Source organism: Paenibacillus sp. NPDC058071 (assembly GCF_042885235.1).
Taxonomy (GTDB): domain Bacteria; phylum Bacillota; class Bacilli; order Paenibacillales; family Paenibacillaceae; genus Pristimantibacillus.
In genome coordinates this window covers 226129-250708 of the sequence record NZ_JBHVSK010000002.1, presented here as the reverse complement: position 1 = coordinate 250708, position 24580 = coordinate 226129, and the positions used below count along the sequence as shown (strand labels likewise).

General features: G+C 51.9%; 18 protein-coding genes and 1 riboswitch. Of the genes, 15 read left to right on the top strand and 3 right to left on the bottom strand.

All coding sequences use genetic code 11. The annotated features are described in order from the left end of the window. The first annotated feature begins 2 nt into the window (after positions 1-2). The 8 genes from ACFVTB_RS03965 to ACFVTB_RS03930 all read left to right on the top strand — a co-directional run bounded on the left by ACFVTB_RS03965 (position 3) and on the right by ACFVTB_RS03930 (position 12120). Positions 3-794, top strand: a complete 792-nt coding sequence (locus tag ACFVTB_RS03965) for an ABC transporter permease (RefSeq protein WP_387745512.1) — start codon at positions 3-5, stop codon at positions 792-794. Positions 795-863: 69 nt separating this feature from the next. Continuing rightward, positions 864-1352 carry a thioredoxin-dependent thiol peroxidase gene (gene bcp, locus ACFVTB_RS03960; protein WP_387745509.1) on the top strand — a complete coding sequence of 163 codons (489 nt, stop codon included), beginning with the start codon at positions 864-866 and terminating at the stop codon, positions 1350-1352. A 114-nt stretch (positions 1353-1466) separates the two neighbouring features. After that, positions 1467-2939: a serine hydrolase domain-containing protein gene (locus ACFVTB_RS03955; protein WP_387745506.1), complete on the top strand. Its 1473-nt coding sequence runs from the start codon at positions 1467-1469 to the stop codon at positions 2937-2939. 831 nt (positions 2940-3770) lie between these two features. Continuing rightward, positions 3771-4799 (top strand): AAA family ATPase, encoded by a 1029-nt coding sequence (locus ACFVTB_RS03950; RefSeq protein ID WP_387745503.1) that lies wholly within the window; start codon positions 3771-3773, stop codon positions 4797-4799. Then, positions 4796-6556, top strand: coding sequence for a DUF58 domain-containing protein (locus ACFVTB_RS03945; protein WP_387745500.1), 1761 nt, complete (start codon positions 4796-4798; stop codon positions 6554-6556). Before ACFVTB_RS03950 ends, ACFVTB_RS03945 begins: the two co-directional genes overlap by 4 nt. Beyond that, entirely contained in the window at positions 6546-9074 is a 2529-nt protein-coding gene (locus ACFVTB_RS03940; RefSeq protein ID WP_387745497.1) for a DUF4129 domain-containing transglutaminase family protein, read from the top strand. The genes ACFVTB_RS03945 and ACFVTB_RS03940 overlap by 11 nt, the downstream gene beginning before the upstream one ends. Before the next feature lie 223 nt (positions 9075-9297). Next, positions 9298-10836 (top strand): glutamine-hydrolyzing GMP synthase, encoded by a 1539-nt coding sequence (gene guaA / locus ACFVTB_RS03935; protein ID WP_387745494.1) that lies wholly within the window; start codon positions 9298-9300, stop codon positions 10834-10836. 276 nt (positions 10837-11112) lie between these two features. Further along, positions 11113-12120 (top strand): AI-2E family transporter, encoded by a 1008-nt coding sequence (locus ACFVTB_RS03930; protein WP_387745491.1) that lies wholly within the window; start codon positions 11113-11115, stop codon positions 12118-12120. Positions 12121-12186: 66 nt separating this feature from the next. Here the strand turns inward: ACFVTB_RS03930 and ACFVTB_RS03925 are convergent, their stop codons facing one another. Then, positions 12187-13056 carry a CPBP family glutamic-type intramembrane protease gene (locus tag ACFVTB_RS03925; RefSeq protein WP_387745488.1) on the bottom strand — a complete coding sequence of 290 codons (870 nt, stop codon included), beginning with the start codon at positions 13054-13056 and terminating at the stop codon, positions 12187-12189. Positions 13057-13316: 260 nt separating this feature from the next. Between ACFVTB_RS03925 and ACFVTB_RS03920 the strand changes: the two genes are divergently transcribed. From ACFVTB_RS03920 to ACFVTB_RS03905, 4 genes are all read left to right on the top strand, one after another. Further along, on the top strand, positions 13317-14195 hold the full coding sequence (locus ACFVTB_RS03920) for a helix-turn-helix transcriptional regulator (RefSeq protein ID WP_387745485.1): 879 nt from the start codon (positions 13317-13319) through the stop codon (positions 14193-14195). Positions 14196-14407: 212 nt separating this feature from the next. Then, positions 14408-15370 carry an N-acetylglucosamine kinase gene (locus ACFVTB_RS03915; RefSeq protein WP_387745482.1) on the top strand — a complete coding sequence of 321 codons (963 nt, stop codon included), beginning with the start codon at positions 14408-14410 and terminating at the stop codon, positions 15368-15370. 48 nt (positions 15371-15418) lie between these two features. Beyond that, a complete protein-coding gene (locus tag ACFVTB_RS03910; RefSeq protein ID WP_387745479.1) occupies positions 15419-16726 on the top strand; it encodes a 6-phospho-beta-glucosidase in 1308 nt (435 codons plus the stop codon). Between the two features lie 379 nt (positions 16727-17105). Then, a riboswitch (purine riboswitch) is annotated at positions 17106-17205 on the top strand. Between the two features lie 116 nt (positions 17206-17321). Further along, the gene (locus ACFVTB_RS03905) at positions 17322-18707 is read left to right on the top strand and encodes an NCS2 family permease (RefSeq protein WP_387745476.1); all 1386 of its coding nucleotides are present in this window, start codon (positions 17322-17324) and stop codon (positions 18705-18707) included. A 1535-nt stretch (positions 18708-20242) separates the two neighbouring features. Here the strand turns inward: ACFVTB_RS03905 and ACFVTB_RS03900 are convergent. Both ACFVTB_RS03900 and ACFVTB_RS03895 read right to left on the bottom strand, forming a co-directional pair. Further along, a complete protein-coding gene (locus tag ACFVTB_RS03900) occupies positions 20243-21316 on the bottom strand; it encodes a phosphodiester glycosidase family protein (protein ID WP_387745473.1) in 1074 nt (357 codons plus the stop codon). Continuing rightward, positions 21313-21744: a hypothetical protein gene (locus ACFVTB_RS03895; protein WP_387745469.1), complete on the bottom strand. Its 432-nt coding sequence runs from the start codon at positions 21742-21744 to the stop codon at positions 21313-21315. The genes ACFVTB_RS03900 and ACFVTB_RS03895 overlap by 4 nt, the downstream gene beginning before the upstream one ends. Before the next feature lie 616 nt (positions 21745-22360). Between ACFVTB_RS03895 and msrA the strand changes: the two genes are divergently transcribed. The 3 genes from msrA (at position 22361) to ACFVTB_RS03880 (ending at position 24575) form a co-directional block, all read left to right on the top strand. Beyond that, a complete protein-coding gene (gene msrA / locus ACFVTB_RS03890) occupies positions 22361-23317 on the top strand; it encodes a peptide-methionine (S)-S-oxide reductase MsrA (protein WP_387745466.1) in 957 nt (318 codons plus the stop codon). A gap of 25 nt (positions 23318-23342) precedes the next feature. Then, positions 23343-23915: a nitroreductase family protein gene (locus ACFVTB_RS03885; protein ID WP_387745463.1), complete on the top strand. Its 573-nt coding sequence runs from the start codon at positions 23343-23345 to the stop codon at positions 23913-23915. Positions 23916-24140: 225 nt separating this feature from the next. Continuing rightward, the gene (locus ACFVTB_RS03880) at positions 24141-24575 is read left to right on the top strand and encodes a MarR family winged helix-turn-helix transcriptional regulator (RefSeq protein ID WP_387745460.1); all 435 of its coding nucleotides are present in this window, start codon (positions 24141-24143) and stop codon (positions 24573-24575) included. Positions 24576-24580: the final 5 nt, after the last annotated feature.

Below are 24580 nucleotides of genomic sequence, written 5' to 3'. Positions count from 1 at the left end.
CGATGAAATATCCGACGCTTATGTTGGAGTACATGAAAAATTACGCGAAAACGAGACTGACCTACCGAGCCGACTTTTGGATCGAGGTCCTCTCGGATTTGATGTTTCAAGGGATGAATCTATTTTTCATCTTGATCGTCTTCCGGCACACCTCGTCGCTTGGCGGCTGGTCGGAGGCGGAGGTCGTATTCGTTTACGGCTTTTTTATGATTCCATACGGCTTGTTCACTACGTTCTTTAATATGTGGAATTTTAGCGAGCGGTATATTGTCAAAGGGGAAATGGACCGCGTTTTGACGCGTCCGGCTCACAATCTGTTCCAAGTCATTTTGGAAAATATCGATCCGCCTTCGCTAATCGGATCTGCTGTCGGAGCAGTCATTATGGCGGTTTGCTGGAACGATCTTGGGTTGGCGTTCCATTTTACCGATTTGCTGCTGCTGGCTCTGTTTACGATCGGAGCAGTACTCGTCTATGGCGGCATATATACGGCTCTCGCGGCCATCTCCTTTTTCTCGGATGCGCCAACGGGCATTGTACCTCTCATTTACAATATTCAAAACTACGGCCGTTACCCGGTTAATATTTACAATAAAACGATTCGCTTCGTTTTAACTTGGCTGTTGCCGTTTGCGTTTGTCGGCGTCATTCCGGCATCGTACTTCTTGGAGAAAAAAGCGGACGATTTGTCCAGCTTGGCGCTGCTCACGCCGGTTGTCGGCATCGTATTCTTTGTGCTCGGGCTAACGCTTTGGAATATCGGCGTCAAACGATACAGGGGAGCCGGTTCATAAGAGGCAATTTGCCGATGCATCGAAACCTTTCGGACAAGCAAAGCGTTACAAGAATGGAGGAGTCGAACGATGTCAAAAACAACAACCGACGGAATGGTTGGGAAAACCGCGCCTGATTTTCAGCTGCCCGCATCAAACGGAGAAACGGTGGGGCTTGCACAGTATAGAGGCAAAAAAGTAATTCTTTACTTCTATCCGAAGGATGCGACGCCCGCCTGCACGCAGCAGGCTTGCGACTTTCGCGACGCTTACGAGCGGCTAGCGGAAAGCGACGCCGTCGTACTTGGCGTTAGCCCCGACCCGGTCAAAACGCATCAAAGATTTATCGGCAAACAGAGCTTGCCGTTTCTGCTTTTGGCCGACGAGGATCATGCGGTAAGCGAGCTATACGGCGTATGGCAACTGAAGAAGCTTTACGGCCGTGAGTATATGGGGATTGTACGTTCGACCTTTCTGATCGACGAAGAGGGTCTTGTCGTGAACGAGTGGAGAGCCGTAAAGGTGAAAAATCATGTGCAGCAAGTGCTGGAGTCAGTGAATGTATTGACGCAGCCGTAAGGTCGGTTGTGAGCTTGAGGGGCGATCGGGGATGGGAACCGTTCGTTCGTTTTTGGATAGATAGTGGATCAGTTGAAGGTGATCCTGAACCTGCGGCAAGAGGGGAGAACCGGTATGGCAACAGGAGTAGGAAGAGGAACGAAAAATGCGAAGCGTGCAGCTCGGCTTCTGATTGCGGCTGCCGTTCTGGCGGGGCCGTTATCGGGCGTATCAGCCTGGGGCGGCCGTCTTAACGTCGCGGAAGCGGCTTCTGCCGCGGAAATGGTGAAGGCGGCGAAGGTGATCGTCGACGGGAAAGAGTCGGCGGGTTGGAGCGCTAAGCCTTTTGTCGCTGGCGGTACTACCTATGTGCCTTTGCGGGAAGCGGCTGCTTCGCTAGGCGCGAAGGTGACTTGGAATAACGCGACGAAATCCGCGCGAATGGAATTGAACGGCGACATTTACGTCTATCAGAACGGCGTAGCGGACATTACGTTAAACGACGGTTTCCGGCTCCGAATGCCAGCCGCTTCGCGGACAGTGAATGGATCGCTGATGGTGCCGCTGCGGGCGCTGACGGATGCGATGCGGTCTACGCTGAAGCTTACGCAGACGCCTTCGCTGATGACGATCGAGGTGACGACGGACAACGTAACAACGGTCGATAAGAAAATGGCCGCAGTGGACCGTTATTTGATCGAGCAGCGCTACTCAGGGCTGGCGCTTGTCGCCAAGGACGGGCGTGTGCTGCTGCGCAAAGGGTACGGTCTCGCGTCGCCAGGCAAGCTTAATCGTCCGGATATGACGTCGCGCATTGCTTCGATTACGAAGTCGTTTACGGCAGCGGCGGTTATGAAGCTTGTGGAGGAAGGCAAGCTTTCACTGAACGATCCAATTTCCGCGTATATAACGGGGATTCCTCGTGGCGATGAGATTACGATTCATATGCTGCTGTCGCATACGTCGGGGCTGCCTTCTGAATTTACGCGCGGCGCGGAGAGGACGATTGAGCAGACTGTAGCGGAAATCCGGACCAAGAAGCTCGAATTCGAGCCCGGCACGGACTATAAATATAGCAATAACGGCTACGTGCTGTTGGCCGCCGTTATTGAGAAGCTTTCCGGACAAAGCTATGCCGCCTATGTTCAAAGCGAGTTAATGTCGCGTGCGGGCATGAGCCGTTCCGGTACGGCGACGAAAAGCACGCCAGTCATTCAGGGCTATGTGCAGCAAAAGGGTGAATGGGTGGAAGCGCCATATTACGTCTCTCAATCGGGCACAGGAACGCTCTACGCCACAGTTGACGATTTGCTGAAATGGGACGGTCTGCTTCGTTCCGGCAAGCTGCTGACAGCGGATTCGCTTGAGGCGATGTATACGCCGCATTCGGAGAAAGGCTACGGCTATGGCTGGATCGCAAGGGATGCTGCGGAAGGCAGAACCGTTTTCCATAACGGCAGTGGAAGCGGCTATTCGACGGGCATGTCCAGAAATCTGGACAACGGCCTGACCGTTATTTTACTCGGTAACCGAGCGGGTATGGATACGGCTTTACTAATGGAGCACATACAGACGATTGCGGCGAAAGCCGTGGGTGCGAACGGTTAATTTGAAGCGTTTGGTTAGTGTAGAGGGAGAGGAGTTGATGGCTCCTCTTTTTTGTTGGGAGCGCAGTTGTGAGATGTGGTGTGAGGTATGGGAGGTAGAAGAATGCTAATAAGGGTTTTTAGTGGGAACTCATTGGGGCTCTACCACGGATGGGGTAATAACTCAAACTTCGCACGGCGCGCCGAATGAGGCTCCTCGCCGGGAAATAACTGCAGAAAGGCATTTATTTCTTTGCTTAACGGCCGATATGGAGGGAATAAATGCGAAAATGCAGTTATTTTTGGCGTTGCACGCCGGATGGAGCCATTCGCGTGGAAATAACTGCAGAAAGGCAGTTATTCCTTCGTTGAACCCCTGGTGTGGCGGGAATAACTGCGGAAACGCAGTTATTTTTGGCGTTGCACGCCGGATGGAGCCATTCGCGTGGAAATAACTGCAGAATGGCAGTTATTTCTTTGTTGAACCCCTGGTATGGCGGGAATAACTGCGGAAACGCAGTTATTTTTGGCGTTGTACGCCGGATGGAGCCATTCGCGTGGAAATAACTGCAGAAAGGCATTATTTCTTCGTTGAACCCCTGGTATGGAGGGAATAACTGCGGAAAAGCAGTTATTGTTGGCGCTACTGTGGTTTGGAGCCGAAGTGAGCCGGAGAAATAGTTACTGCATTTTTAAAATACCGTTTTCCTACCAGTCTAGAGCTTGGCCAATCGGCCAAGTTTTTTTGCGTTTATGCGAATATAATCTGTCAATCTAGCGGGTCTAAATAGAGAGGAATGTGGCGAGACTGGAAAATAGATAGAATCTCATTTTTCAGGAGGTTGATTGGACGATGATAGCCCCGAAATTTAACGATATGCCGGAGCGGGAGGAGCATGGCTGGCCGGAACCGCCGCAAGTCTTGCTCGGGCGATGGATTCATAGAGTAGAAAACGTGCTGCTTGGTAAAAGAGAGACGGTGAAGCTGACGTTGACGGCGATGCTCGCAGGCGGCCATGTCCTGCTGGAGGACATGCCGGGAGTCGGCAAAACGATACTTGCTCAAGCGTCCGCCCGAGCGTTGGGAGGCGAGTTCAAGCGGATTCAATTCACCTCGGACATGCTTCCTGCGGATGTCGTCGGCGGGGGGATATGGGATGCCCGAATCGGCGAGCTTGTTTTCCGTCCGGGTCCAATTATGGCGAATATTGTGCTGGCCGATGAAATCAACCGCGCTGCCCCGCGCACGCAGTCGGCGCTGCTCGAAGCGATGGAAGAGCGGCGAATAAGCGTTGATGGAGAGACGCGCAAGCTGCCGGAACCATTTTTGCTGATAGCGACGCAAAATCCGCTGAATTACGAGGGAACAAATCTGCTGCCCGAAGCGCAGTTGGATCGTTTTATGATGCGCTTATCGATCGGATACCCGACGCAGGCCGACGAAATTCGGCTGCTGGAACAATACGCTTCCGGCAGGCGCGTCGATCCTCTGCAGTTGAGGCCGGCAATGATGCCGAACGAATGGCTGCGCATGCAAAGGGAAGCGCTGCTCGGACATGTTGATCCGGCGCTGCTCGAATACATCGTGAATGTGGCGGATGCGACGAGACGGTCGTCTGAGTTGGCTTATGGATTAAGCCCGCGCGCCGGGAGAGATTGGCTGCGAGCGTCTCAAGCGCGCGCTTATATCGAGGGCAGACGTTACGTGCTGCCGGACGATTTGTTTGCGACAGCGACTCCTGTGCTTGCCCATCGTCTGGAAGGCAGCACGGGTATGCGCGGTGCAGGCAAGTCGGCGGAAACGGTGCTTGCACGGCTGCTGCGCGATGTGAAGCTGCCGGGATCATCGGGCTATGCATCCGTTGGCGGGAGGGCGCGATGAGCGCGGGCGCGGACCGAGAGGTGACGAAGGCGCTAACGTCGTCAAGCGACAGACAGGAGAGAGGCGCGAATGGGGAGAGCGCGATGAGTGCGGGCGCGGACCGAGAGGCGACGAAGGCGCTGACGTCGCCAAGCGACATACAGGAGAGAGGCGCGGCTGCGGATGGGGCTGCAGCTTCTGCTACGTCCGGGTCTGAGCGAAGCAGGCAAGCGAGAGTCACTGGAGAGGCTCAAGGGGTTGTGGAGGCTGGGACGGCTGGATCGGCATCTGCATCTGTGTCGGCGGGGGAAGCTGCTGATCGTGCAGCTGTGGCACTTGGCCCCCTGCCTCCACGTGGAAGAAGGACGAAGGCTGTTAAGGCACACGAGAAGAGTGGGATGATCGGTGATCAGTCCTATGATACTAGCAGCCGACGGCAGCATAGCGGCAGGAAGGATGGCAGCGGCAAAACGCGGCGAGATCGTACGAGTCAGAGTCGTCCGATGTATCGGACACGCATAGGAGCATGGACGGTTATAGCAATTGGCTGGGGTGTAAGTCTGACGGCAGTCGTCATGCGCGGCGGAGCGGTAGAGACGTTTGTTTTTGCGCTGCTTACGGCCATAATGGCCGCGAGCGTAGTCGTTCCTTTGGCGGCTATTGCCGGATTGGAAGCGGTGCGCAAGACGGAGAATAATGGAGCCGCCGGGAGAGATGTGCCTGTCAGGCTTATCTTAAAACGAAAAATGATTGTTCCGTTCGCATGGTTCGCAATTCGGGACGAGGCGATTAATGTAACTGACGGAGAGCTAAGCAGGGCGGAGTACCGTTTCGTAGGAGCCTCTTTGCTTCGAAAGGAACTGCAAATTGACTACCGGCTTCGCGGCTTGCATCGCGGCGAACATCGCTTTGCACCGGTTACGGTGACCGTCGGCGATTTGTTCGGATTAACGGCCGTTACTCGCCATGTCATGTGCGAAGGCAGTTTGCTGGCGTTGCCGGCGCTGCCCAAGCAGCCGGCTGGCGGGGACATCACATCTGACGGAACGGTTTGCCGGGATGCTGCTGATCAATCCTCGCTGGAGCTGATGGGTACGGGTTTGCCTTCGGAAGCGGTCGACCGGACGCTTTATTCAGGTATTGGACCCGATAGTCGACCTTATCGGGAAGGTGACTCGCCGCGTCATATCGATTGGAGATCGGCAGCAAGAGGCAGAGGACTGCACACGAAGCGGCACGCTGAATCAGAACGGGCTGAGCTCGTGCTGGTCGTCGATTCCGCTGTGTCGGCTTACGGCGGCGACGCCCGTTTATTCGATGCTTGCGTCGCTTGGGCCGCCCAGCAATCGGAAGCATTCTCCCTCAGCGGGGTTCCGGCCCGCATCGTTGCTGCTGATCAAAAGGGAGAAGCGGAAAAAGCCAGTGTCCAGAAACAGCTGGAGAGGCTTGCAAAGCTTCGAATGAGCGAAGAGGGGCTTCATCCTGATAGCGGCAAGTTAGCGTTAGGCGGAATGCGTAAAGGATCGGCGGTGCAGCTTTATACCGGTAACTGGCATGACGGGAAGAGCTGGAGAGAGCTGGCTCTGCATATCGCCAGAGAGGGCGGAGAGGTGTTCCTTCATATCGTGACAAAGCAGACGATACTCACCTATGCAATGAGGGAACAGCAGCGTTACTGGGAGTCATGCGGTTATCGTGTGAACTGGCTTCCTTTTCCGGAACAAATGAATGAAACGCCTTTCGCGGCGGAGGGGGGTGTCGGCGGATATGCATCATGATACTGATCAAGCATCGGGAAGCGATTTGTCGTTTGGTTACAGGCTTATAACAAGCGTTCTGCTGTTTGGCTTGCTTGCCGAATGGATGCTGCCATGGACGGACGATAGCGGACTTGGGGCTTTTTATCAGCTTGGTCCTCTGTTGGCAATCGTCGGCTGTATGCTGGGCGTAGGCCTGTTTCGTCCGCATTGGACCGTTTCAGGGTTGATTGGCGTCGGTCTCTGCTTATTTTCTTTAATGCAGCTTTATCGTGGCGAGGAGAGCGCGCTGCAATGGTTAGTTCAATTGCCTTCCACGCTGGGGAGTAACATAATCGATATATTCCGCTATGGGTTATGGACGATGTCTGGAGAGCTGAGAACGCTGCTGCTGTTTGCAGGCTGGGCACTGCTTGCCCCCGCGCTTCAAGCGCTCGTGTGGATGCGCCAGCTATCTCTCGGACTTGCGGCGTTGACGGTGCTTTATCTAACCGCGCTTCATATATGGCTGGGTTTGGATATTATGGCGGGATTGATGCGAACAGCTTGCGAAGGATTGCTTTTGACCGGTATGGTGACCATCTCCCGCGTGCAGCGGATGAGCGAAGGCTTTCGTGAGAAGGCGTTGAACGCGGGAGGCGGCAGACTTATTGCCTCATGCGCGCTGGTGCTGTTAGTTGCCGGAAGCGCTCTATTGGTGTCCGTTGGCCGGTCGTCCGAGCCAGAGCCGCCGGTATGGACGGCGGCTCTGGCCGAACGGGTGGAACGATCGCTGCTGTCCTTGAGCAACCCCGGTGACCAAGCGATTGCCGCAGCCGAAAGCTACGGGGGCGACGCTGCCGTGACAGGCTACGGCTTCGATGACAGCAAGCTTGGAGCTGCGCTTTCACAGGACGAATCGCTTGTCTTCACGGGGCTTTCTCCGGTGAAGGCTTATTGGAGAGGGGAATCCAAATCGTTTTATGATGGCCGGGGCTGGAGTGCCGGAATCAGTCGAAAGACGCTGAAGCCAATTGGCATAGGCGAGAGCACGGGTGAGGAAACGGAACAGTCCTCAGCGGCGTCATCGAGTACTGGGGCGAAGGGTGCTGCGATAATTCAATCTGTTCGGCTGGCGAACCCGGCCTCAGGATGGCCTCTGTTTGCGTCGGGTACCGATAGCAAGCCGCTTCACATTGAAACGGCTATTCCGAAGCGCCAGCTTGGAACGTATGTAACGGATGCATATAGTGAGGCGGCTTATGCAACCTCCGAAACGGCCAAGATTGAACGCTACACAATCGAGAGCCAATTGGTCTCGTTTGACGAAAAGGAATTAAAGCGCAGTATCTCCGCAAGGTCAACAGGCGGCGGTAGAGACGAGGATGGAGAGTTGGGAGCGGATGCCTCCGTTTATTTGCAGCTGCCTGAATCATTGCCGAGCCGCGTAGCGGCGCTAGCTTCAGAGGTAGCGGGCGGCGGAGTGACTAGTCGCTATGAGCAGGCAAAAGGGATTGAATCCTATCTGAAAAACAATTACGCGTACTCAGCGGAGACTAGTAAAACGCCTCCTCCGGGGGCTGACTTTGTCGACCATTTCTTGTTCGAGCAAAAAAGCGGCTATTGTGTTCATTTCTCCTCAGCCATGGTCGTCATGCTGCGCTCGCAAGGCATTCCGGCCCGCTGGGTGAAGGGTTTTGTCCCAGGGACGGAGACGGAGCCGACTGCTGCTTTGCTGCGGGGGTTGAGCGAAGAAGAACGCGCCGGGATGAAAGCTTACGAAGTGCGCGGCACAGATGCCCACGCCTGGGTGGAGGCTTACTTCGAAGGCACTGGCTGGGTGCCGTTCGATCCGACGCCGGGCTTCGCCGGCGGCGTCGATGCTGCAGCCGCCGCTGCTCGGACGGCGGCGGAGATGGCCGCGGCGAACGTAGCCAGCCGCGGCACAGCAGTTGCGGCGCTGGCGAGCGGAGCCGCTGCGCCGGAAGGCGCCGTCGCGCGCCTGCTGGGGCGGCGCGCGCAGGCGCAGCTTGAGGCGGCCGCGACGCTGGCCGCCTCTGGGGTACGGCGAGGGGCGAATGCTCTCGCCGCGAGAGCGGAGGCAGCAGCAGCTTCGCCTGCCGCCGGAGCCGCCGCAGGCGCGGCTGCGCTGACGCTGGCAGCCGCTGCGGCGGCGGTGGCGCAGCGCAAGCGGCTTCGCCTTGCGCTGGCGCTGAGGCGCTATCGCGCCGCGTACGCCGAGCTTGGCTCCGGCGTCAAGGGCCGGCAAGCGCTCGCTCCGCTGGCGCTTGTGAAGCAGCGGTTCGCAGCGGTATCGGCTGCGACCTGGCAGCTGCTGCACCGCCGCATACACGCTAGGCAGGCGCAGCAGACCGCACGCGAATACGCCGACGTGCTGACGAAGTCGCTTCCTCCGGCGCGTGCGGCAGCGCTTGTCAGCTTTGTCGCCTGGGACGACGCTGCCAAGTTCGGCCATCGCGACGATTGGGTTGCCCCGCAGCCCGATGAACTGGCCGATGTACTTCGACTGCTTCGGTCTAGCAAGCACAAGCTCCATTAGCCTTTTGAAACTGCCCCTTTGAATGCCCGCTCTCGTGAAGAGAGCGGGCTCTTTTTACTTAAACTATAAAACCGTCAAACCTTTTAAAATGCTAGCAGTTATGCGCATCCCGTCGTTCCAATTTATTTCCATCCGCATTGGCATGTACAGTTCTATCGCTCGTCCTTGACTCCCTTGGAGTGCTATAGATATAATTACTACATTAATTGAGGGAGGCTCGGTAATGAACAAGCCAAATGAAATCATCGTTGTTCTCGATTTCGGGGGACAATACAACCAGCTGATCGCGCGCCGCATTCGTGATTTGGGCGTTTACAGCGAACTGCTGCCATTTAATACGTCGGTGGAGCGGATCCGGGAATTGCAGCCGAAGGGCATCGTTTTCTCGGGAGGACCGGCTAGCGTTTATGAAGAAAACTCGCCGCTTGTAGATCCGGCGATTTATGATATCGGCGTTCCGATTTTCGGCATTTGCTACGGTATGCAGTTGATGTCCCACCAGTTGAACGGTAAAGTCGAACGCGCGGGTAAACGCGAGTACGGCAAAGCGGAAGTCGACTTTACAGCTGACAGCCGTTTGATTCACGGGCTGGAGCAGCGTCAAACGGTATGGATGAGCCACGGCGACCATGTCGTTGAGCTTCCATCCGGTTTCAAAGTGGATGCCAGCACTGACCATGCGCCAATTGCTGCGATGAGCAATACGGATCGTCATTTCTATGCGGTTCAGTTCCATCCGGAAGTGCGTCATTCGGAAAAAGGCAATGAAATGATCAGCAACTTCCTGTTCCAAGTGTGCGGTTGCGAAGGCAACTGGACGATGGAATCGTTTATCGAAGATCAGATTCGTGAGATCCGCCAGCAAGTTGGCGATAAAAAAGTGCTTTGCGCATTGTCCGGCGGTGTCGATTCTTCTGTCGTTGCAATGCTGCTTCACAAAGCAGTTGGCGATCAATTGACTTGTATGTTCATTGATCACGGCCTGCTGCGCAAAGGTGAAGCTGAAGGCGTTATGGAGACTTTCGTCGGCAAATTCGACATGAAAGTGGTCAAAATTGACGCTCGCGAGCGTTTTATGTCCAAGCTTAAAGGCGTGGACGATCCAGAGCAAAAACGTAAAATTATCGGCAACGAGTTCATTTACGTGTTCCAAGAGGAATCGGCGAAATTCGACGATTTCGAATTTTTGGCGCAAGGCACGCTTTACACGGATATCGTAGAAAGCGGCACTGCAACGGCGCAAACAATCAAATCTCACCACAATGTCGGCGGCTTGCCGGAAGACATTAAGTTCAAGCTCGTAGAGCCTTTGAAAACTCTCTTCAAGGACGAAGTGCGCAAAGTCGGCACAGAATGCGGCCTGCCAGACGAAATCGTATGGCGTCAGCCGTTCCCAGGTCCGGGTCTTGCGATCCGCGTGCTTGGCGAAGTGACGGAAGAGAAGCTGACGATCGTTCGCGAATCCGATGCGATTCTTCGTGATGAAATCGCTAAACACGGTTTGGACCGCGAAATCTGGCAATACTTCACAGCGCTCCCGAACATGAAGAGCGTTGGCGTAATGGGCGATGCTCGTACGTATTCGTATACGGTCGGCATTCGCGCTGTTACTTCTATCGATGGCATGACGGCGGACTGGGCGCGTATCCCTTGGGACGTGCTCGAGAAAATCTCCGTTCGTATCGTCAACGAAGTCGAGAACGTTAACCGTATCGTTTACGACGTTACATCGAAACCGCCAGCGACGATCGAGTGGGAATAGGTTGAATCGTCTTTAGGTGATGTGACCTTTAGGGCTTGATGCAACTATAGATATTTAAAAATAACTCTCTTTTATTTGTGTTTTATAACCAGATAAAAGAGAGTTTTTTTGCGTGGATGTGGGGATAATTCCTTATACTAGGTCTCAAATGTCCCAAAGTTATGTAAATTTCCTTTACCGCTAAATAAATGAGAAACGTAGTTTTATTGGGTACGTAAGAAGTATAATTAGTCTAATGACTTGATGAATAATGAATGGGAGAAGTGAGGAAGGCTAATGGGATTTTTAAGAGAGTTTTTTTCTAATCACATCGTGAAAAGGATAATATTTTTAGCAATAGTTGCGCTTCTGCTATTCGTACTTAGGGATATGATCAATTTAATACTTCTAGTGTTCCTAGTTACTTTTGTATTAGGGCGTTTAGAGGGATTTATTACGAAGAAGCTTTCCCGCTTTATTCCTATATCTCCGATAGTAGTAAATATCGTAATCTATGTACTCCTTATTTCGGGAATCGTAATTGGTTTCCTGAATTATGTACCTAAGCTCGTGGTTCAAGTTGCAGAACTGTATAATTACAGTATAAATTTCCTAAATTCACCGCCGCAAAATGATACAGCCCAGCTGATTGTCGAGATACTTCAAAAACTGGATTTCCAAAGTTATTGGGGCAATACAGTCAACTATATTTTGAAGCTTGGTAAATCGGTAGAAATGATTCTTTTCGTCATTGTTTTGAGTTTCTTCTATCTTATGCAAAAAAATAAAGTCGTTAAATTCACAGAAAAGTTCGGCAGCAGTAAAATAGGATGGCTGTATAAGGAATTTAAATATTTCGGTGGAAAATTCACATCTTCTTTCGGTAAAGTAATCGAAGTACAGCTTATGATTGCATTGTTTAATACGGTATTGACCATTGCGGGTCTATGGATATTAGGTTATCCATATCTATTTGCACTTACCATTATGGTGTTCCTATTGAGCCTCATTCCTGTTGCAGGTGTTGTCATTTCCTTCATTCCAATAGGTATGATTGGATACCAAATTGGCGGACTTTCTTTGGTCATCTGGTCAATTGTTTTGATTGTTGTCATACATGGAATTGAGACGTATCTTTTAAACCCAAGACTATATGCTCAAAAAACAAAATTACCTATGTTCTATACGTTCATTATCCTTATATTTGCCCAGCATTTCATGGGCATATGGGGATTGATTATCGGCATTCCGATTTTCATGTTTTTGCTTGATGTGCTTAATGTTGATCAATCTGGTGAGAATTAGATTTGAAAACAAAGAAACGCCCGCTATTTGCACGAGATTCAGCAAATAGCGGGCGTTTTTTCAAAACTAATAAAGCTGTCTCACATTCATCGTCTTACGTGACAACAGCACAGCCGCAATAAATAAAGCCGATGCGACCAGTACGCCAGACTCGCCCGTCCACAATAGCGCGTTGCTCCCTTGGGAGAAGGCGTCGAAAACGTCTTGGATGACGGCATTCCAGCATGCGTGCAGGAGCACGGCAGGCCATAAGCTGCCGGTAGTCATTCGCACGCGTCCGATAATGTAGCTCATCGACGTACAGCTTACCATGAACAACAGCGCAGATAACGCAAGGTTAGGACCCGAATAATATAGTCCCATAAACAGAACGGGAAGATGCCATAGTCCCCAGATGATACCGCTTGTTAGCATCGGAGCAGGAATGCGAGCATCGATTAGACGGGTGAGCATATAGCCTCTCCAGCCAAGCTCCTCGCCGAAACTGGTAATTATACCTATAGCGGTGCCTGCGACCATTTGGGCCAACAGAAGACCTGTGAAAATTACTGCTGGAGGTGCTTTAATAAAAGTGTCCGGAGCGACAAATTCGACAAGTCCCGTCGCCCAGGCAGTTCCGTAGGAAACGAGTCCAATGAAAATCGGGAACAGCAGAACGAACGGAAGACTCTTAAAGAATCGGCGTCCTCCGAAGCGCAAGGAAATGTCAGACGTGCCTTCACGCATCATCAGACGGGCAAATATGGAGGCCAAGGCAGGCGACCACATGAGCAGCAGTACAGACATCGGGGTTTGTTTCGAGACTAGCACATAACTAAGTATAGAGAGCGGGATAAGCATTGCGAAAAAGTAAAGCAGTCCCTTCCGGGCTCTGCGGATTTTTTCGTTATTTCCTCGGGGTGGTATAGGAGTGAAGCTGCCAGTCGTTCGGTTCATGATAGTGCTCCTTTTTTCAAGTATGTATTTCCAAGGAGTAGTATATCAACCGTCAGCCTGAGATTTGAACAACTGAAGCCCAGTCTTGTGCTCCGCCTAAAGTCCAGTCCTTTGTGCGATTCGAGTCGGGGCTCTTTCTTCTGAACACCGGGATTGCATATGTGGCGGCAGTTGGCTGTGCGGCACGTAGTTTTCCGCCCGGGGCCTCTGTTATACTGAGTATATTCTCCGCAAGTTCAAGGAAAGGGGTAGCAGAAGACATGAAATCGCCTTTGATCAAAACGCATCTGCAGCTCAGTCCGGATTACATCGCGCTTCCGGCGTCCTTTCCTATTCTGGTGTCGCAGACGGAGGGGGTCAGCCCGACCTTTCAACGGCTGCACTGGCATTCCGCATTCGAGATCAATTACATTGTCAAAGGAAGCGGACATGTTCTAATCAACGGTACCCGTCACGACTTTCATCAAGGAGATATTGTGCTCATTAACTCCAACGATTTGCACCGCGCCTTTGAGAATGAAGGGCTGGTTATGCAAATTATTATGTTTGACGGCGGTTATTTTGCGACAGAGCAGCGTTACGATACCGACCTGCTGCAGCCTTTTCGTGAGCTGGGGCAGCGGTTTGACCACGTTCTTCCCGGCAGCCACCCCATGGTTCCCGGATTCGGTGAAATGCTGCTCGATCTGGAGCGCGAATATAAAACGAAAGAGCCTCACTACGAGGCAATCGTGCGCTCTCAATTTATTCGGCTGTTTGCCTACATCAATCGCTATTTTGCGAAAAAGGGCGGAGCAGCCGCGCTTCGCACAAGAGGGGTTGAGCCGATCCGCCAATCGCTGCGCGCAATCGAGGCGGATATCGCTTATTCGTGGACGCTTGGCAAGTTAGCGGAGATGGCGCATTTAAGTCCGTCGCGGTACAGCGCCCTGTTCGTCCAAACGGTCGGCACGTCGCCGATGGATTATTTAATTCAGCTTAGGCTCTCGAAAGCGGTCAGCTTGATCGAGACGACAGACTCCAAAATTATACAAATCGCGGCTGATTGCGGATTCCGCAATTTATCCAATTTTAATCGGCTGTTCAAACTGCATATAGGCAAGCTACCTTCCGAGCTGCGTCAAAGTGAAAAACAGTAAGATTGTATTACAACATCGTTCTAAATCATTAGAGAACGGTGTTTTTTTGTTTTAAAATAAAAGCAAATATAAGTTCAAAAAATCCTTCCCGTCGCAGCATTAAGGCTTTGACGCGAAATGAAACTGCGATGCGCTGCGGACGCGGCCGTCGAAGCTTGCAATAATTGCAGGAGATGATGAATTTGCATTAACTAGCGGAAGGGGAAACAGACATGATCTTTTTAGGAATCGACGCGGGGGGCAGCAAAACGCATGCGCTCATTGTCGATGCGGAAGGACGCGAGCTTGGCCGGGGCCAAGGCGGCAACGGCAACCATCAGACGTCTGGCGACGCGAGAGCGAATATTGAGAAAGCTTGCAACGAAGCGCTGCAGCAAGCCGGCTTGACGAAAAGCGACATTACTTACGCATACTTCGGCTTGGCAGGAGCGGACCGGGAGCCAGACTACGTGATTCTCCGTCCATTGATTGCTTCGCTCGGTTACGAACGGTACGCGATTTCTTGCGATACGATGATCGGCATGAGGGCGGGTACGAAACGCTCTTATGGCGCCGTTATTATTAGCGGTACGGGCTTTAACAGCGCTGCGCGCAATGCGAAAGGCGAGGAACTGCAATACGGCGGGTTCGGCTATTTGTTCGGCGACGGTATGGGGTCGGGTTCTGATCTGGCCGTGCATGCGTTCCGGGCGGCTATCCGGGCTGCGGAAGGTCGGGAGAAGCAGACGATGCTGCTGGAAATGGTGCCGAAGAAGCTCGGCTACGACTCGGTATGGGACATGTACGATGACGCTTTATATAACGGTAAACGACCGCAAGCGGTGCTGGCTAGAACGATGTTCGAAGCGGCGGCGCTGGGGGATGAGGTCGCCATTCGTATTTTGGAGGAGGCCGGCGCTGAGCACGGAAACGCTGTGAATGCCTTGATTAAAAGGCTTGGAATGGAGCAAGAACGTTTTGACGTTGTGCTTGCCGGGAGCGTCATGTCCAAGGGAAGCTCGGCGCATATGGTGGAGGCCATCAAACGGAAGGTAGCCGAAACGGCGCCTAATGCCGAAATCGTAAGGCTTGAGGTCGATCCGGTTATCGGCGCTGTCATGAGCGCAATGGATAACGGGGGACTCGTTATTAGCGAACAGGTGGATGCTGCGCTTAGGTCCATCAGTTTTAAATAAAGCTTGAATAGAGTTAGATTGATATAACAAACAGGAGGCTTGATTCAGATGGAGAAAAAAGCGCTGAAAGTTGCCGTTATCGGGGGAGGCTCCTCGTATACGCCTGAAATTGTAGAAGGTTTTATTAAAAAATACGACGAAATGCCGATTCGCGAGCTTTGGCTGGTCGATATTGAGGAAGGCCGCCACAAGCTGGAGATCGTCGGAGAATTGGCGAAACGGATGGTCGAGCAGGCGGGGCTGCCGATGGAGGTCAAGCTGACGTTGAACCGCCGCGAGGCGATTGCGGGTGCGGACTTCGTTACGACGCAAATTCGCGTCGGACTGTTGGCAGCGCGTAAGCGCGATGAGCATATCCCGATTTCGTACGACGTCATTGGGCAAGAAACAACGGGGCCAGGCGGCATGTTTAAAGCGTTGCGGACGGTACCGGTTATTCTCGACATTTGCAAAGATATCGAGGAGCTGGCGCCAAACGCTTGGATGCTGAACTTTACCAATCCGGCGGGCATCGTAACCGAAGCGGTACAGAAGCACACCAAAGTGAAGACCGTTGGCTTGTGCAATTCGCCGATCAACTTCCAGAAGTTCCTGGCCAAGCAGTACGGCGTTACAGAGCGCGAGACGCTGCCGGAATTTGTGGGCATTAACCATTTGCACTGGGTGACTGCCGCTTATGTGAACGGCGAAGATAAGCTCGGCGAGATGATCGGTTCCGGTAAGGAGTATACGGCTTCGAACGTGAAGGCTTTCGACTGGGACGCCGACTTCCTTTCATCGCTAGGCGCTATTCCGACGTACTATCTTCGTTATTTCTACATGACGGATACGATGCTGGCGGATATGAAGGAATCGATTGCGAAAAACGGTACGCGCGCAGATGTCGTCAGCCGAGTAGAGGGAGAGTTGTTCGAGCTTTATAAGGACGTCAATCTGAAGGAGAAGCCAAAACAGCTGGAGCAGCGCGGCGGCGCTTACTACTCCGAAGCGGCTGTTAATTTGATGCACTCGCTTTATACCGATCGCCGGGATATTCAGACGCTGAACGTGCGGAACAACGGCATTCTCGACTTTTTGCCGGATGACGCCAGCATTGAAGTAAACTGCGTCGTCACGGGACAAGGGCCGATTCCGATTCCGCCGCAACGTGTCCCTGAGCATATTAAAGGGCTGATCCATGCGGTTAAAACGTATGAGGCGATGACGGTTGAAGCCGCCATTACAGGCGACCGCGGCGTTGCGCTGCAGGCGATGGTTCATCATCCGCTTGTGCCGGGCATTGCCGTTGCCAAGCCGATGCTGAACGATATGCTGGAAGCAAACCGCGACTATTTGCCGAATTTTTTCCGCGCTTAACCCGACCCATCCAGGTGCTGTGAGTATGGCGTGAAGCCATGCAACTGGGCAGTGTGGGATTGATATACAAGGTTACCCATCAAATAACGGGCTTGAAGGAGGATCGGTTTTCTATCCTATCTGGCCCGTTATTTGATTTTCGATGAGGGTTACAAACTAGGCGATAAACTACATCGTTATCCCGATATTGGCCGGTAGAAGACTAATGCTGACAAAATTTATTGCTTTAGGCGGAATAATTTAAACTAAAACTGTAAAGTTATGGTCGCTATGAGTCAATAGTACGAATCAAGTGTGTATAATATAGTTATTTTTTACCATCAACTCATGTGAAATGGGTTGACAAAATGATTTAACCGCTATTAGAATGATAACGATTAACTCAATTGAATACTCTTTTCGTATATTCTCAAGAATTGGCTTGAGAGTCTCTACCGATCACCGTAAATGATCAGGCTACGAAAGGCGAGGAAAAGACCGTCCGGTCCACGGATACTTTTCCGCTTTTTGCAGAGCCTAGGGATATTGTGCGACAATTCGCATTCCTGGGCTTATTTGCGTGCTTGTACACATTTTGGGGAGGTAATGATGCATAATGGAACGTTTCTTTAAGTTAAAGGAACATGGTTCTAACGTTAGAACGGAGATTATGGCCGGTCTGACCACGTTTATGACGATGGCTTATATTTTGGCTGTCAACCCGATTATATTGACTCCAGCTGGACTTGACTGGACGGCAGTATTTTTGGCAACGGCGATTGCCGCAGGTGTTTTCTCGATCGCGATGGGGATTTTCGTAAACTTCCCGGTAGCGCTCGCGCCGGGCATGGGCCTTAATGCTTACTTTGCTTCGGTTATTATCGCTTCGCAGGCAACGGACCAGCCGATTTCGGTAGCGATGGGTCTGACCGCGGTCTTTATTTCCGGTATTATTTTCATCATTCTGACGGTGACGCAAATCCGCCAGATGCTGATTACAGCTGTTCCGGACAGCTTGAAGCATGCCATTACGGTCGGTATCGGTCTTTTTATCACGATCATCGCCTTGAAAGGCAGCGGCATCATGTCAATTGCCGTATCGAGCTTTGACGACATTAAAGCTGGCGCTTATACGGAAATTACTAGTAATGAATCGGTTATCCATCTGGGCAGCCTGGCTCATTCCGATGTGTACATGACGATTATCGGTTTGCTGTTGATTGGCGTTCTGATGGTTCTGCGTGTTCCTGGGGCAATACTGTGGGGTATCCTTGGCACAACGGCTATTTCCATTTTGACCGGTAAAGTTAATGTAGGTGATACGGTTTCCGGAAAAACTTGGATTCCTGACTTCTCGACAATGAATATCTGGCACTTCGACTTCGCTGGCGTATTCGAAGTTGGCCTAGTAACGGTTATCCTGACGTTCACGTTCGTTGAATTGTTCGACACGTTCGGAACGCTTGTCGGCACAGCTAACCGTGCAGGCTTGATGAAAGACGCTGAGAAGGGCAAGAAACGCGTTGGTAAAGCGATGTTCGTTGACGCAATCGGCGTCAGCGGCGGTGCAGTGCTTGGTACAAGTACGGTAACGGCTTTTGTAGAGAGCTCTTCCGGTATCGCGCAAGGCGGACGTACAGGTCTGACTTCCGTTACAACGGGTATCTGCTTCTTGCTCGCGATCTTCCTGTCGCCGCTCGTAGCGCTCGTTCCAGCAGCGGCAACTAACGCAGCGCTGATCATTGTCGGCGTACTCATGATGCAATCCATTAAGGAGATCGACTTCTCCGACATGGTATATGCGATCCCGTCGTTCCTGACGTTCGCGCTTATGCCGCTTACTTACAACATTGCTAACGGTATCTCGTTCGGTATCGTAACTTATGTAGCTTTGGCTACTGTTGCGAACGTGTCCGGCAAAGGCAAATATAAGATTCACTGGCTGATGTGGGTTATCGCCCTCGTCATCCTCGGCCGCTATCTCTTCATGGGCGGCGAATAAAAAGAAAATGAATGAACTGGCGCTGGACCGGCGCCGTTCAAGCAAGACCGGACAGAGAGCTGGGGGGCTCCCGTGTCCGGTCTTGCTTTTTTTATTGGGGTAGCGCCGTCTTGGCTTTGTGGAGCGAGTGGTATCCGTGCGAGCACGGAAAAGAGCGTGTGGGCGTAGCTGTAAGACGGTTTTCCGTCTTACAGCATGGAAAAGTGCGTGTGGGCGTAGCTGTAAGACGTTTTTCCGTCTTACAGCATGGAAAAGAGCGTTGAGGGCGGCTGTAAGACGTTTTTCCGTCTTACAGCATGGAAAAGTGCGTGTAAGGGCGGCTGTAAGACGTTTTTCCGTCTTACAGCATGGAAAAGAGCGTGTGAGGGCGGCTGTAAGACGTTTTTCCGTCTTACAGCATGGAAAAGTGCGTGTGAGGGCCGCTGTAAGCCGGTTTTCCGTCTTACAGCATGGAAAAGAGCGTGTGAGGGTAGCTGTAAGACGGTTTTTCGTCTTACAGCATGGAAAAGTGCGTGTGAGCACAGCTGTAAGACGATTTTCCGTCTTACAGCCCGGAAAAGTGGGTGTGAGGACCGCTGTAAGACGGTTTTCCGTCTTACAGCTCGGAAAAACGCGTGTGAGCGCCGTTGTAAGACGTTTTTCCGTCTTACAGCCCGGAAAAGTGGGTGTGAGGGCCGCTGTAAGCCGGTTTTCCGTCTTACAGCTCGGAAAAACGCGTGTGAGCGCCGCTGTAAGACGGTTTTCCGTCTTACAGCATGGAAAAGTGCGTATGAGGGCGGCTGTAAGACGTTTTTCCGTCTTACAGCCCGGAAAAGTGCGAGTGAGAGCCGCTGTAAGCCGGTTTTCCGTCTTACAGCCTAGAAAAGTGCGTGTTGAGCGTAGCTGTAAGACGGAAAAACCCATGCGAGCATGTCTGTAAGGCTCCAACTGGCCTTACAGAAGGGAAAAGCCCGCGTGAGAATGTCTGTAAGGCTCCAACTAGCCTTACAGAAGGGAAAAACCCATACGAGCACAGCTGTAAGGCTCCAACTAGCCTTACAGAAGAGAAAAGTCCGTGCGAGCATAGCTGTAAGGCTCCAACTGGCCTTACAGAAGTGAAAAGCCCGCGTGAGAATGTCTGTAAGGCTCTAACTGGCCTTACAGAAGAGAAAATATCGTGCGAACATGTCTGTAAGGCTCCAACTGGCCTTACAGAAGGGAAAATACCGTGTGAGAATGTCTGTAAGGCTCCAACTGGCCTTACAGAAAGGAAAATACCGTGTGAGAATGTCTGTAAGGCTCCAACTGGCCTTACAGAAGAGAAAAGCCCGTGTGAGAATGTCTGTAAGGCTCCAACTGGCCTTACAGAAGGGAAAAGCCCGTGTGAGCATGCCCGTAAGGCTCCAATTAGCCTTACAGAAGGGAAAAACCCATGCGAGCATAGCTGTAAGGCTCCAACTAGCCTTACAGCTATGCTCGCACGGGTCATCTAACAAAAAAGGGGCATCCCGTCAACCGTAGTTGACGAGATGCCCCTTGCTCTTTACACAGCAGTGCTATTTAAAAAATAAAAAGTGCGTCGGCAGCCTGCGAAGCTGTCCGTCGGAAGGTTTGTTGATGATGCGACCGTTCCAGATGAGCGAGGACGAGCCTCCGCCATCGAGGTTATAAGCATCGACGGCACCGAAGCGGCGCAGCAGGATTTGGAGCTCGGCAAGCGTTGCCCCGGAGCTTCCGCCCTCGTTGCGGCCGTCGGCGACAAGGATGAGCAGCTGATCATCCTTGTAGTTCGCAATGACGGTCCGCGGCGCGCGGGCGGGACTGGATTGCCATTTGGACGGGATCTGCATCGCAGAGCCGTTCTTCAATAGTACCGGTACAAAGGATGCGCCGAACTTGACGTTTTTTCCGTCAAGTTGATTGCGATTGGTAAAGTTGCCTCCGACAAGCTTGTTGTTTTCATTCAAGCCGACGAAGAAAAGATCGGAGTAGGAGGCTTCAAAGCCGTTTACATAATCTCCGTTGAGCATTGTCGTGCTAAGAGGGTAACGTTTTCCGCCACCGTCGGCATAACCGCCAGCGTTGACTCCCGCAATCGCGCCCGTTCGCTTGACCGCTGACAATGTCGTTTCGGCTCCGCCATATTTATCGTCGCCAAGCACCATCCGCATCGCTTTATCGGATTTCAGCTTTACTTTAATGGCGTACAATTTAAAATTCTCGGCTTGTATGTAGAACAGCTGCGCCCTAATGTTATCCGAATTGATCGTTCCCGCAGGATTGCCAAGCTTCGATGTGATGTTGCGGTCGTAGATCTCGAGCGGCCGCTTTGCCTGAACCGTCGCCTTTTTTACAATTTCGGACATCTCCGAGTTCGTCTGCTTGTATAGCTTCAACTGTTTCTGCAGCGAAGTGCTCGTTTGAGCGGCGGTCTGATGGGCCTGATCGAGCGCGGCATTCGCCTTGTCTGGCGCAGCGGCATGCTCAGGAGCCCGTTCTGCCAATTCCGGCAGCGGAGTGTCTGCAACAATAACCGAAATGTCGGTAAATAGCAGCCAGATCAGCATGCCGAGAAATGGTGTGCAGGCGAGCAACAGGGTGCGGTTCATGTAACGAATGGACGTATTCATTTCAGCACGTCCAAGCTTTTTTGCAGTTCATTCAGCTTCTTCTTCACTTCGTTCAATTGCGTATACAGCTTATTGCTGTTGTCGGTCTTAACATCGGCGTTATCCTTCGTAAAAGTAAGCAGCTCGTTTAATGCGTCGACCTTGGATTCCAGGCCGGCGAGATCCTCTTTGTAGCTAGCTTCGAGCTTGTCCAGCTTCTCGTCGTACTGCTTCTGCATAGCAGCGAGCTGGGTTTCCGTTTGCACGGCAATATCCGCCGTTACTTGTCGTTGAATATGGTCGCTGTACAGCTTAGCGCCGCCGATTCCGAGCATAATAAGAATTAGCCAAATCATAACGAATAAATAGAAATACCGTCTGCTTCTACGGGAACGGGGAGGCGTTCCGTAGAGCCCCGGTTTAGAAGCTTCCAATGGTGCGTTACTCATCGTTTTTACGTTCACCTCTTCTGCGCATGTAGTCGTCGTTGTCGAACTGCGAAGCGAGTGAACGAACTGCAAAGGACGTATTTGAAGGCATCTGTTGGTCCCCGTGTAATTACTATCGTCAAAATAAAGGCGAAAGATGATCTAATCGAACCGAGTGTTGACATTGAACGAATGCATCCGGGGTTCCTCGGGCATTCAACATCAAACGAGGCATCCAGCGATTCTGTCAGGCTTTAACATTAAACGAATGCATCCATCCGCCGATCTACATGCTTCTAACGATGTCCGAAGATATCCGCCGGCCCTGCCGAAATACCGCCTCGAACCAAGACATTCCCCGATTCTACCGGGTTTCCATCGCTTGTCGAAAAGCATCTAAATATGTTTCCGTATTTTTTGACGTTGGTTCATAGGTGAAAGGTTGCGGGTTTCCATACATTTTAACAAAGAAAAAGCCGCAGGTCTTCATAGCAGTTTGTGGGATTTGCCGGATGCGTTATAATAGAAGGACGTTAGTAAATAAAAAGCGAGCCGTAATGGTACGTGCCAAGGCTTGCATACTTATATTTAGCCCGTTCGCTTTTACTTGAAGATGACGGGCATAGGAGGTTATGGTATGAGTGGATCTGTAGAACAAGCGATGTTTGCTGGAGGCTGCTTCTGGTGCATGGTTTCGCCTTTCGAGGAGACGCCGGGCATTTTGTCGGTCGTATCCGGCTATAGCGGAGGACATAAGGAAAACCCGACTTACGAAGAGGTCTGCTCCGAGACGACGGGGCATGCGGAAGTTGTGCATATCACATTCGATCCGGCCATTTATACTTATGAAAAGCTGCTCGAAGTTTTCTGGCGGCAAATCGATCCGACGGATGCGGGCGGCCAATTTCATGACCGCGGCGAGTCGTACCGGTCGGCTATCTTCTATTATAGCGAGGAGCAGCGCGCGGCAGCAGAAGCCTCCAAGCAAGCTTTGCAGGAAAGCGGACGCTTCGACAAACCGATTGTGACGGCGATTGAACCGGCCAAACCGTTTTATCCGGCCGAAGACTATCACCAAGGCTATCATCACACCAACCCGCTTCGTTATAAAATGTATCGAAAAGGCTCGGGACGCGACGCTTTTATCGATAGTCATTGGAAAGTGAAAAAGGATCAAAACGAGCTGAAGGGCCGCCTCACTCCACTGCAATACGAAGTGACGCAAAACAACGCCACGGAACGGGCGTTTACCGGCGAATTTTGGGATCACAAAGAGGAAGGTCTGTATGTCGATATCGTATCGGGTGAGCCGCTGTTCAGCTCGCGCGAGAAATACGATTCCGGCTGCGGCTGGCCGAGCTTTACCGCTCCGGTGAAACAGTCGACGGTTACCGAACTGACGGATACGAGCCATTTTATGATTCGGACGGAGGTTCGAAGCAAGGAAGGCGACTCTCATCTTGGCCACGTGTTCAACGACGGTCCAGGGCCGACGGGTTTGAGATACTGCATCAACTCGGCGTCGTTGCGGTTCATTCCGAAAGCGGATTTGGAGAAAGAAGGATACGGCGAGTACGCCTCGCTATTTCAATAATCAATAGATTGGAGATTTGAAAACGATGAACATTGAAGAAGCGATTCGAACGAGACGCTCCATCGGAAGGGTGAAGAAGGACCCGGTCGACAAGCAGCTGATCGAAAAGGTATTGGATGCCGCCATATGGGCGCCTAGCCATCATAATACGCAGCCATGGAAATTCATCGTGATGACCGGCGAGGGCAGAGCGAAGCTTGGAGAAGGCTACGCAAGAGTGGCTCTCGCTTCTCTTGAGACGGGCATCGGCACGGCATTGGAGGAAAGGCTGGCAAAGGAGCGGACAAAGGCTTATCGTGCTCCCGTTGTGATCGCTGCTGTATGCTCGCCGTCGGATGATCCTCGTGCGACGTTGACTGAAGAAATTGCAGCGGCGCATGCCGCCGTGCAAAACCTGCTGCTGGCCGCTCATGCTAACGGACTGGGCGCCATCTGGCGCTCCGGCGACCCGATGTACCATCCGTTGATGAAGGATACATTCGGTCTTGGCGCAGAGGAACAAATCATCGGCCTGATTTACATCGGTTATCCCGATATGACGCCTCCGGATGTGAAGCGTACGGCAGCGGCGGACAAGACGATTTGGCTGGAAGATTGAGCAAGAGACACGATATAGCATTATTAAAGTAGTAAAAAGGCCTTCCGGCTGCTAAAACGGCGAAATGCGTTCGTTAAGCGGCTCGGAAAGGCTTTTTTTGCATTTGACTGCTTCATGAAATAAATATATAGTTGTAAATACTTTGTTATTAATTGTTTTACTCCTAAAGCAATTGAGCCAAGCTTTTAATGAGGGGGATTACGGGAGTGTAGGGGAGGAATAATAGTGGATACAAGCGCCGAATTGATTGCATTTTCGGGACAATTCAGATGCTTGCTCCGATCCATACAGCATGAGTGGAAGAAGCGGATGCCGAGTGAGTTGTCCTATACGCAGTTCAAATTGTTGTTTAGTCTGCATCGGGAAGAACGATTGAAGGTGTCGGAGCTGGCCGAGTCGATGGGACTTACGTCGGGCGCCATTACGGGCGTATGCGATAAACTGGTCGCCGAAGGCTATGTCGTCCGCGAACGCGCAACTGACGACCGTCGGGTTGTGTACGTCGAGATGACGCCTGAAGGCAGAGGTTTGGTCGAACAATTACTTGATACGCAGAGCGAATCGATATCGACCTTGTTTATGGTATTGCCAGAAGAAGATATTCAGCATTTAAAACGCATTTTTGCGAAGCTTCTGGCACATATAGATAATTTAAATTAGTAAAA

Bases quoted from the DNA above. Each gene is read 5' to 3' on its own strand.
- ACFVTB_RS03965 (WP_387745512.1), top strand. From the start codon at position 3: ATGAAATATCCGACGCTTATGTTGGAGTACATGAAAAATTACGCGAAA.
- bcp (WP_387745509.1), top strand. From the start codon at position 864: ATGTCAAAAACAACAACCGACGGAATGGTTGGGAAAACCGCGCCTGAT.
- ACFVTB_RS03955 (WP_387745506.1), top strand. From the start codon at position 1,467: ATGGCAACAGGAGTAGGAAGAGGAACGAAAAATGCGAAGCGTGCAGCT.
- ACFVTB_RS03950 (WP_387745503.1), top strand. From the start codon at position 3,771: ATGATAGCCCCGAAATTTAACGATATGCCGGAGCGGGAGGAGCATGGC.
- ACFVTB_RS03945 (WP_387745500.1), top strand. From the start codon at position 4,796: ATGAGCGCGGGCGCGGACCGAGAGGTGACGAAGGCGCTAACGTCGTCA.
- ACFVTB_RS03940 (WP_387745497.1), top strand. From the start codon at position 6,546: ATGCATCATGATACTGATCAAGCATCGGGAAGCGATTTGTCGTTTGGT.
- guaA (WP_387745494.1), top strand. From the start codon at position 9,298: ATGAACAAGCCAAATGAAATCATCGTTGTTCTCGATTTCGGGGGACAA.
- ACFVTB_RS03930 (WP_387745491.1), top strand. From the start codon at position 11,113: ATGGGATTTTTAAGAGAGTTTTTTTCTAATCACATCGTGAAAAGGATA.
- ACFVTB_RS03925 (WP_387745488.1), bottom strand. From the start codon at position 13,056: ATGAACCGAACGACTGGCAGCTTCACTCCTATACCACCCCGAGGAAAT.
- ACFVTB_RS03920 (WP_387745485.1), top strand. From the start codon at position 13,317: ATGAAATCGCCTTTGATCAAAACGCATCTGCAGCTCAGTCCGGATTAC.
- ACFVTB_RS03915 (WP_387745482.1), top strand. From the start codon at position 14,408: ATGATCTTTTTAGGAATCGACGCGGGGGGCAGCAAAACGCATGCGCTC.
- ACFVTB_RS03910 (WP_387745479.1), top strand. From the start codon at position 15,419: ATGGAGAAAAAAGCGCTGAAAGTTGCCGTTATCGGGGGAGGCTCCTCG.
- ACFVTB_RS03905 (WP_387745476.1), top strand. From the start codon at position 17,322: ATGGAACGTTTCTTTAAGTTAAAGGAACATGGTTCTAACGTTAGAACG.
- ACFVTB_RS03900 (WP_387745473.1), bottom strand. From the start codon at position 21,316: ATGAATACGTCCATTCGTTACATGAACCGCACCCTGTTGCTCGCCTGC.
- ACFVTB_RS03895 (WP_387745469.1), bottom strand. From the start codon at position 21,744: ATGAGTAACGCACCATTGGAAGCTTCTAAACCGGGGCTCTACGGAACG.
- msrA (WP_387745466.1), top strand. From the start codon at position 22,361: ATGAGTGGATCTGTAGAACAAGCGATGTTTGCTGGAGGCTGCTTCTGG.
- ACFVTB_RS03885 (WP_387745463.1), top strand. From the start codon at position 23,343: ATGAACATTGAAGAAGCGATTCGAACGAGACGCTCCATCGGAAGGGTG.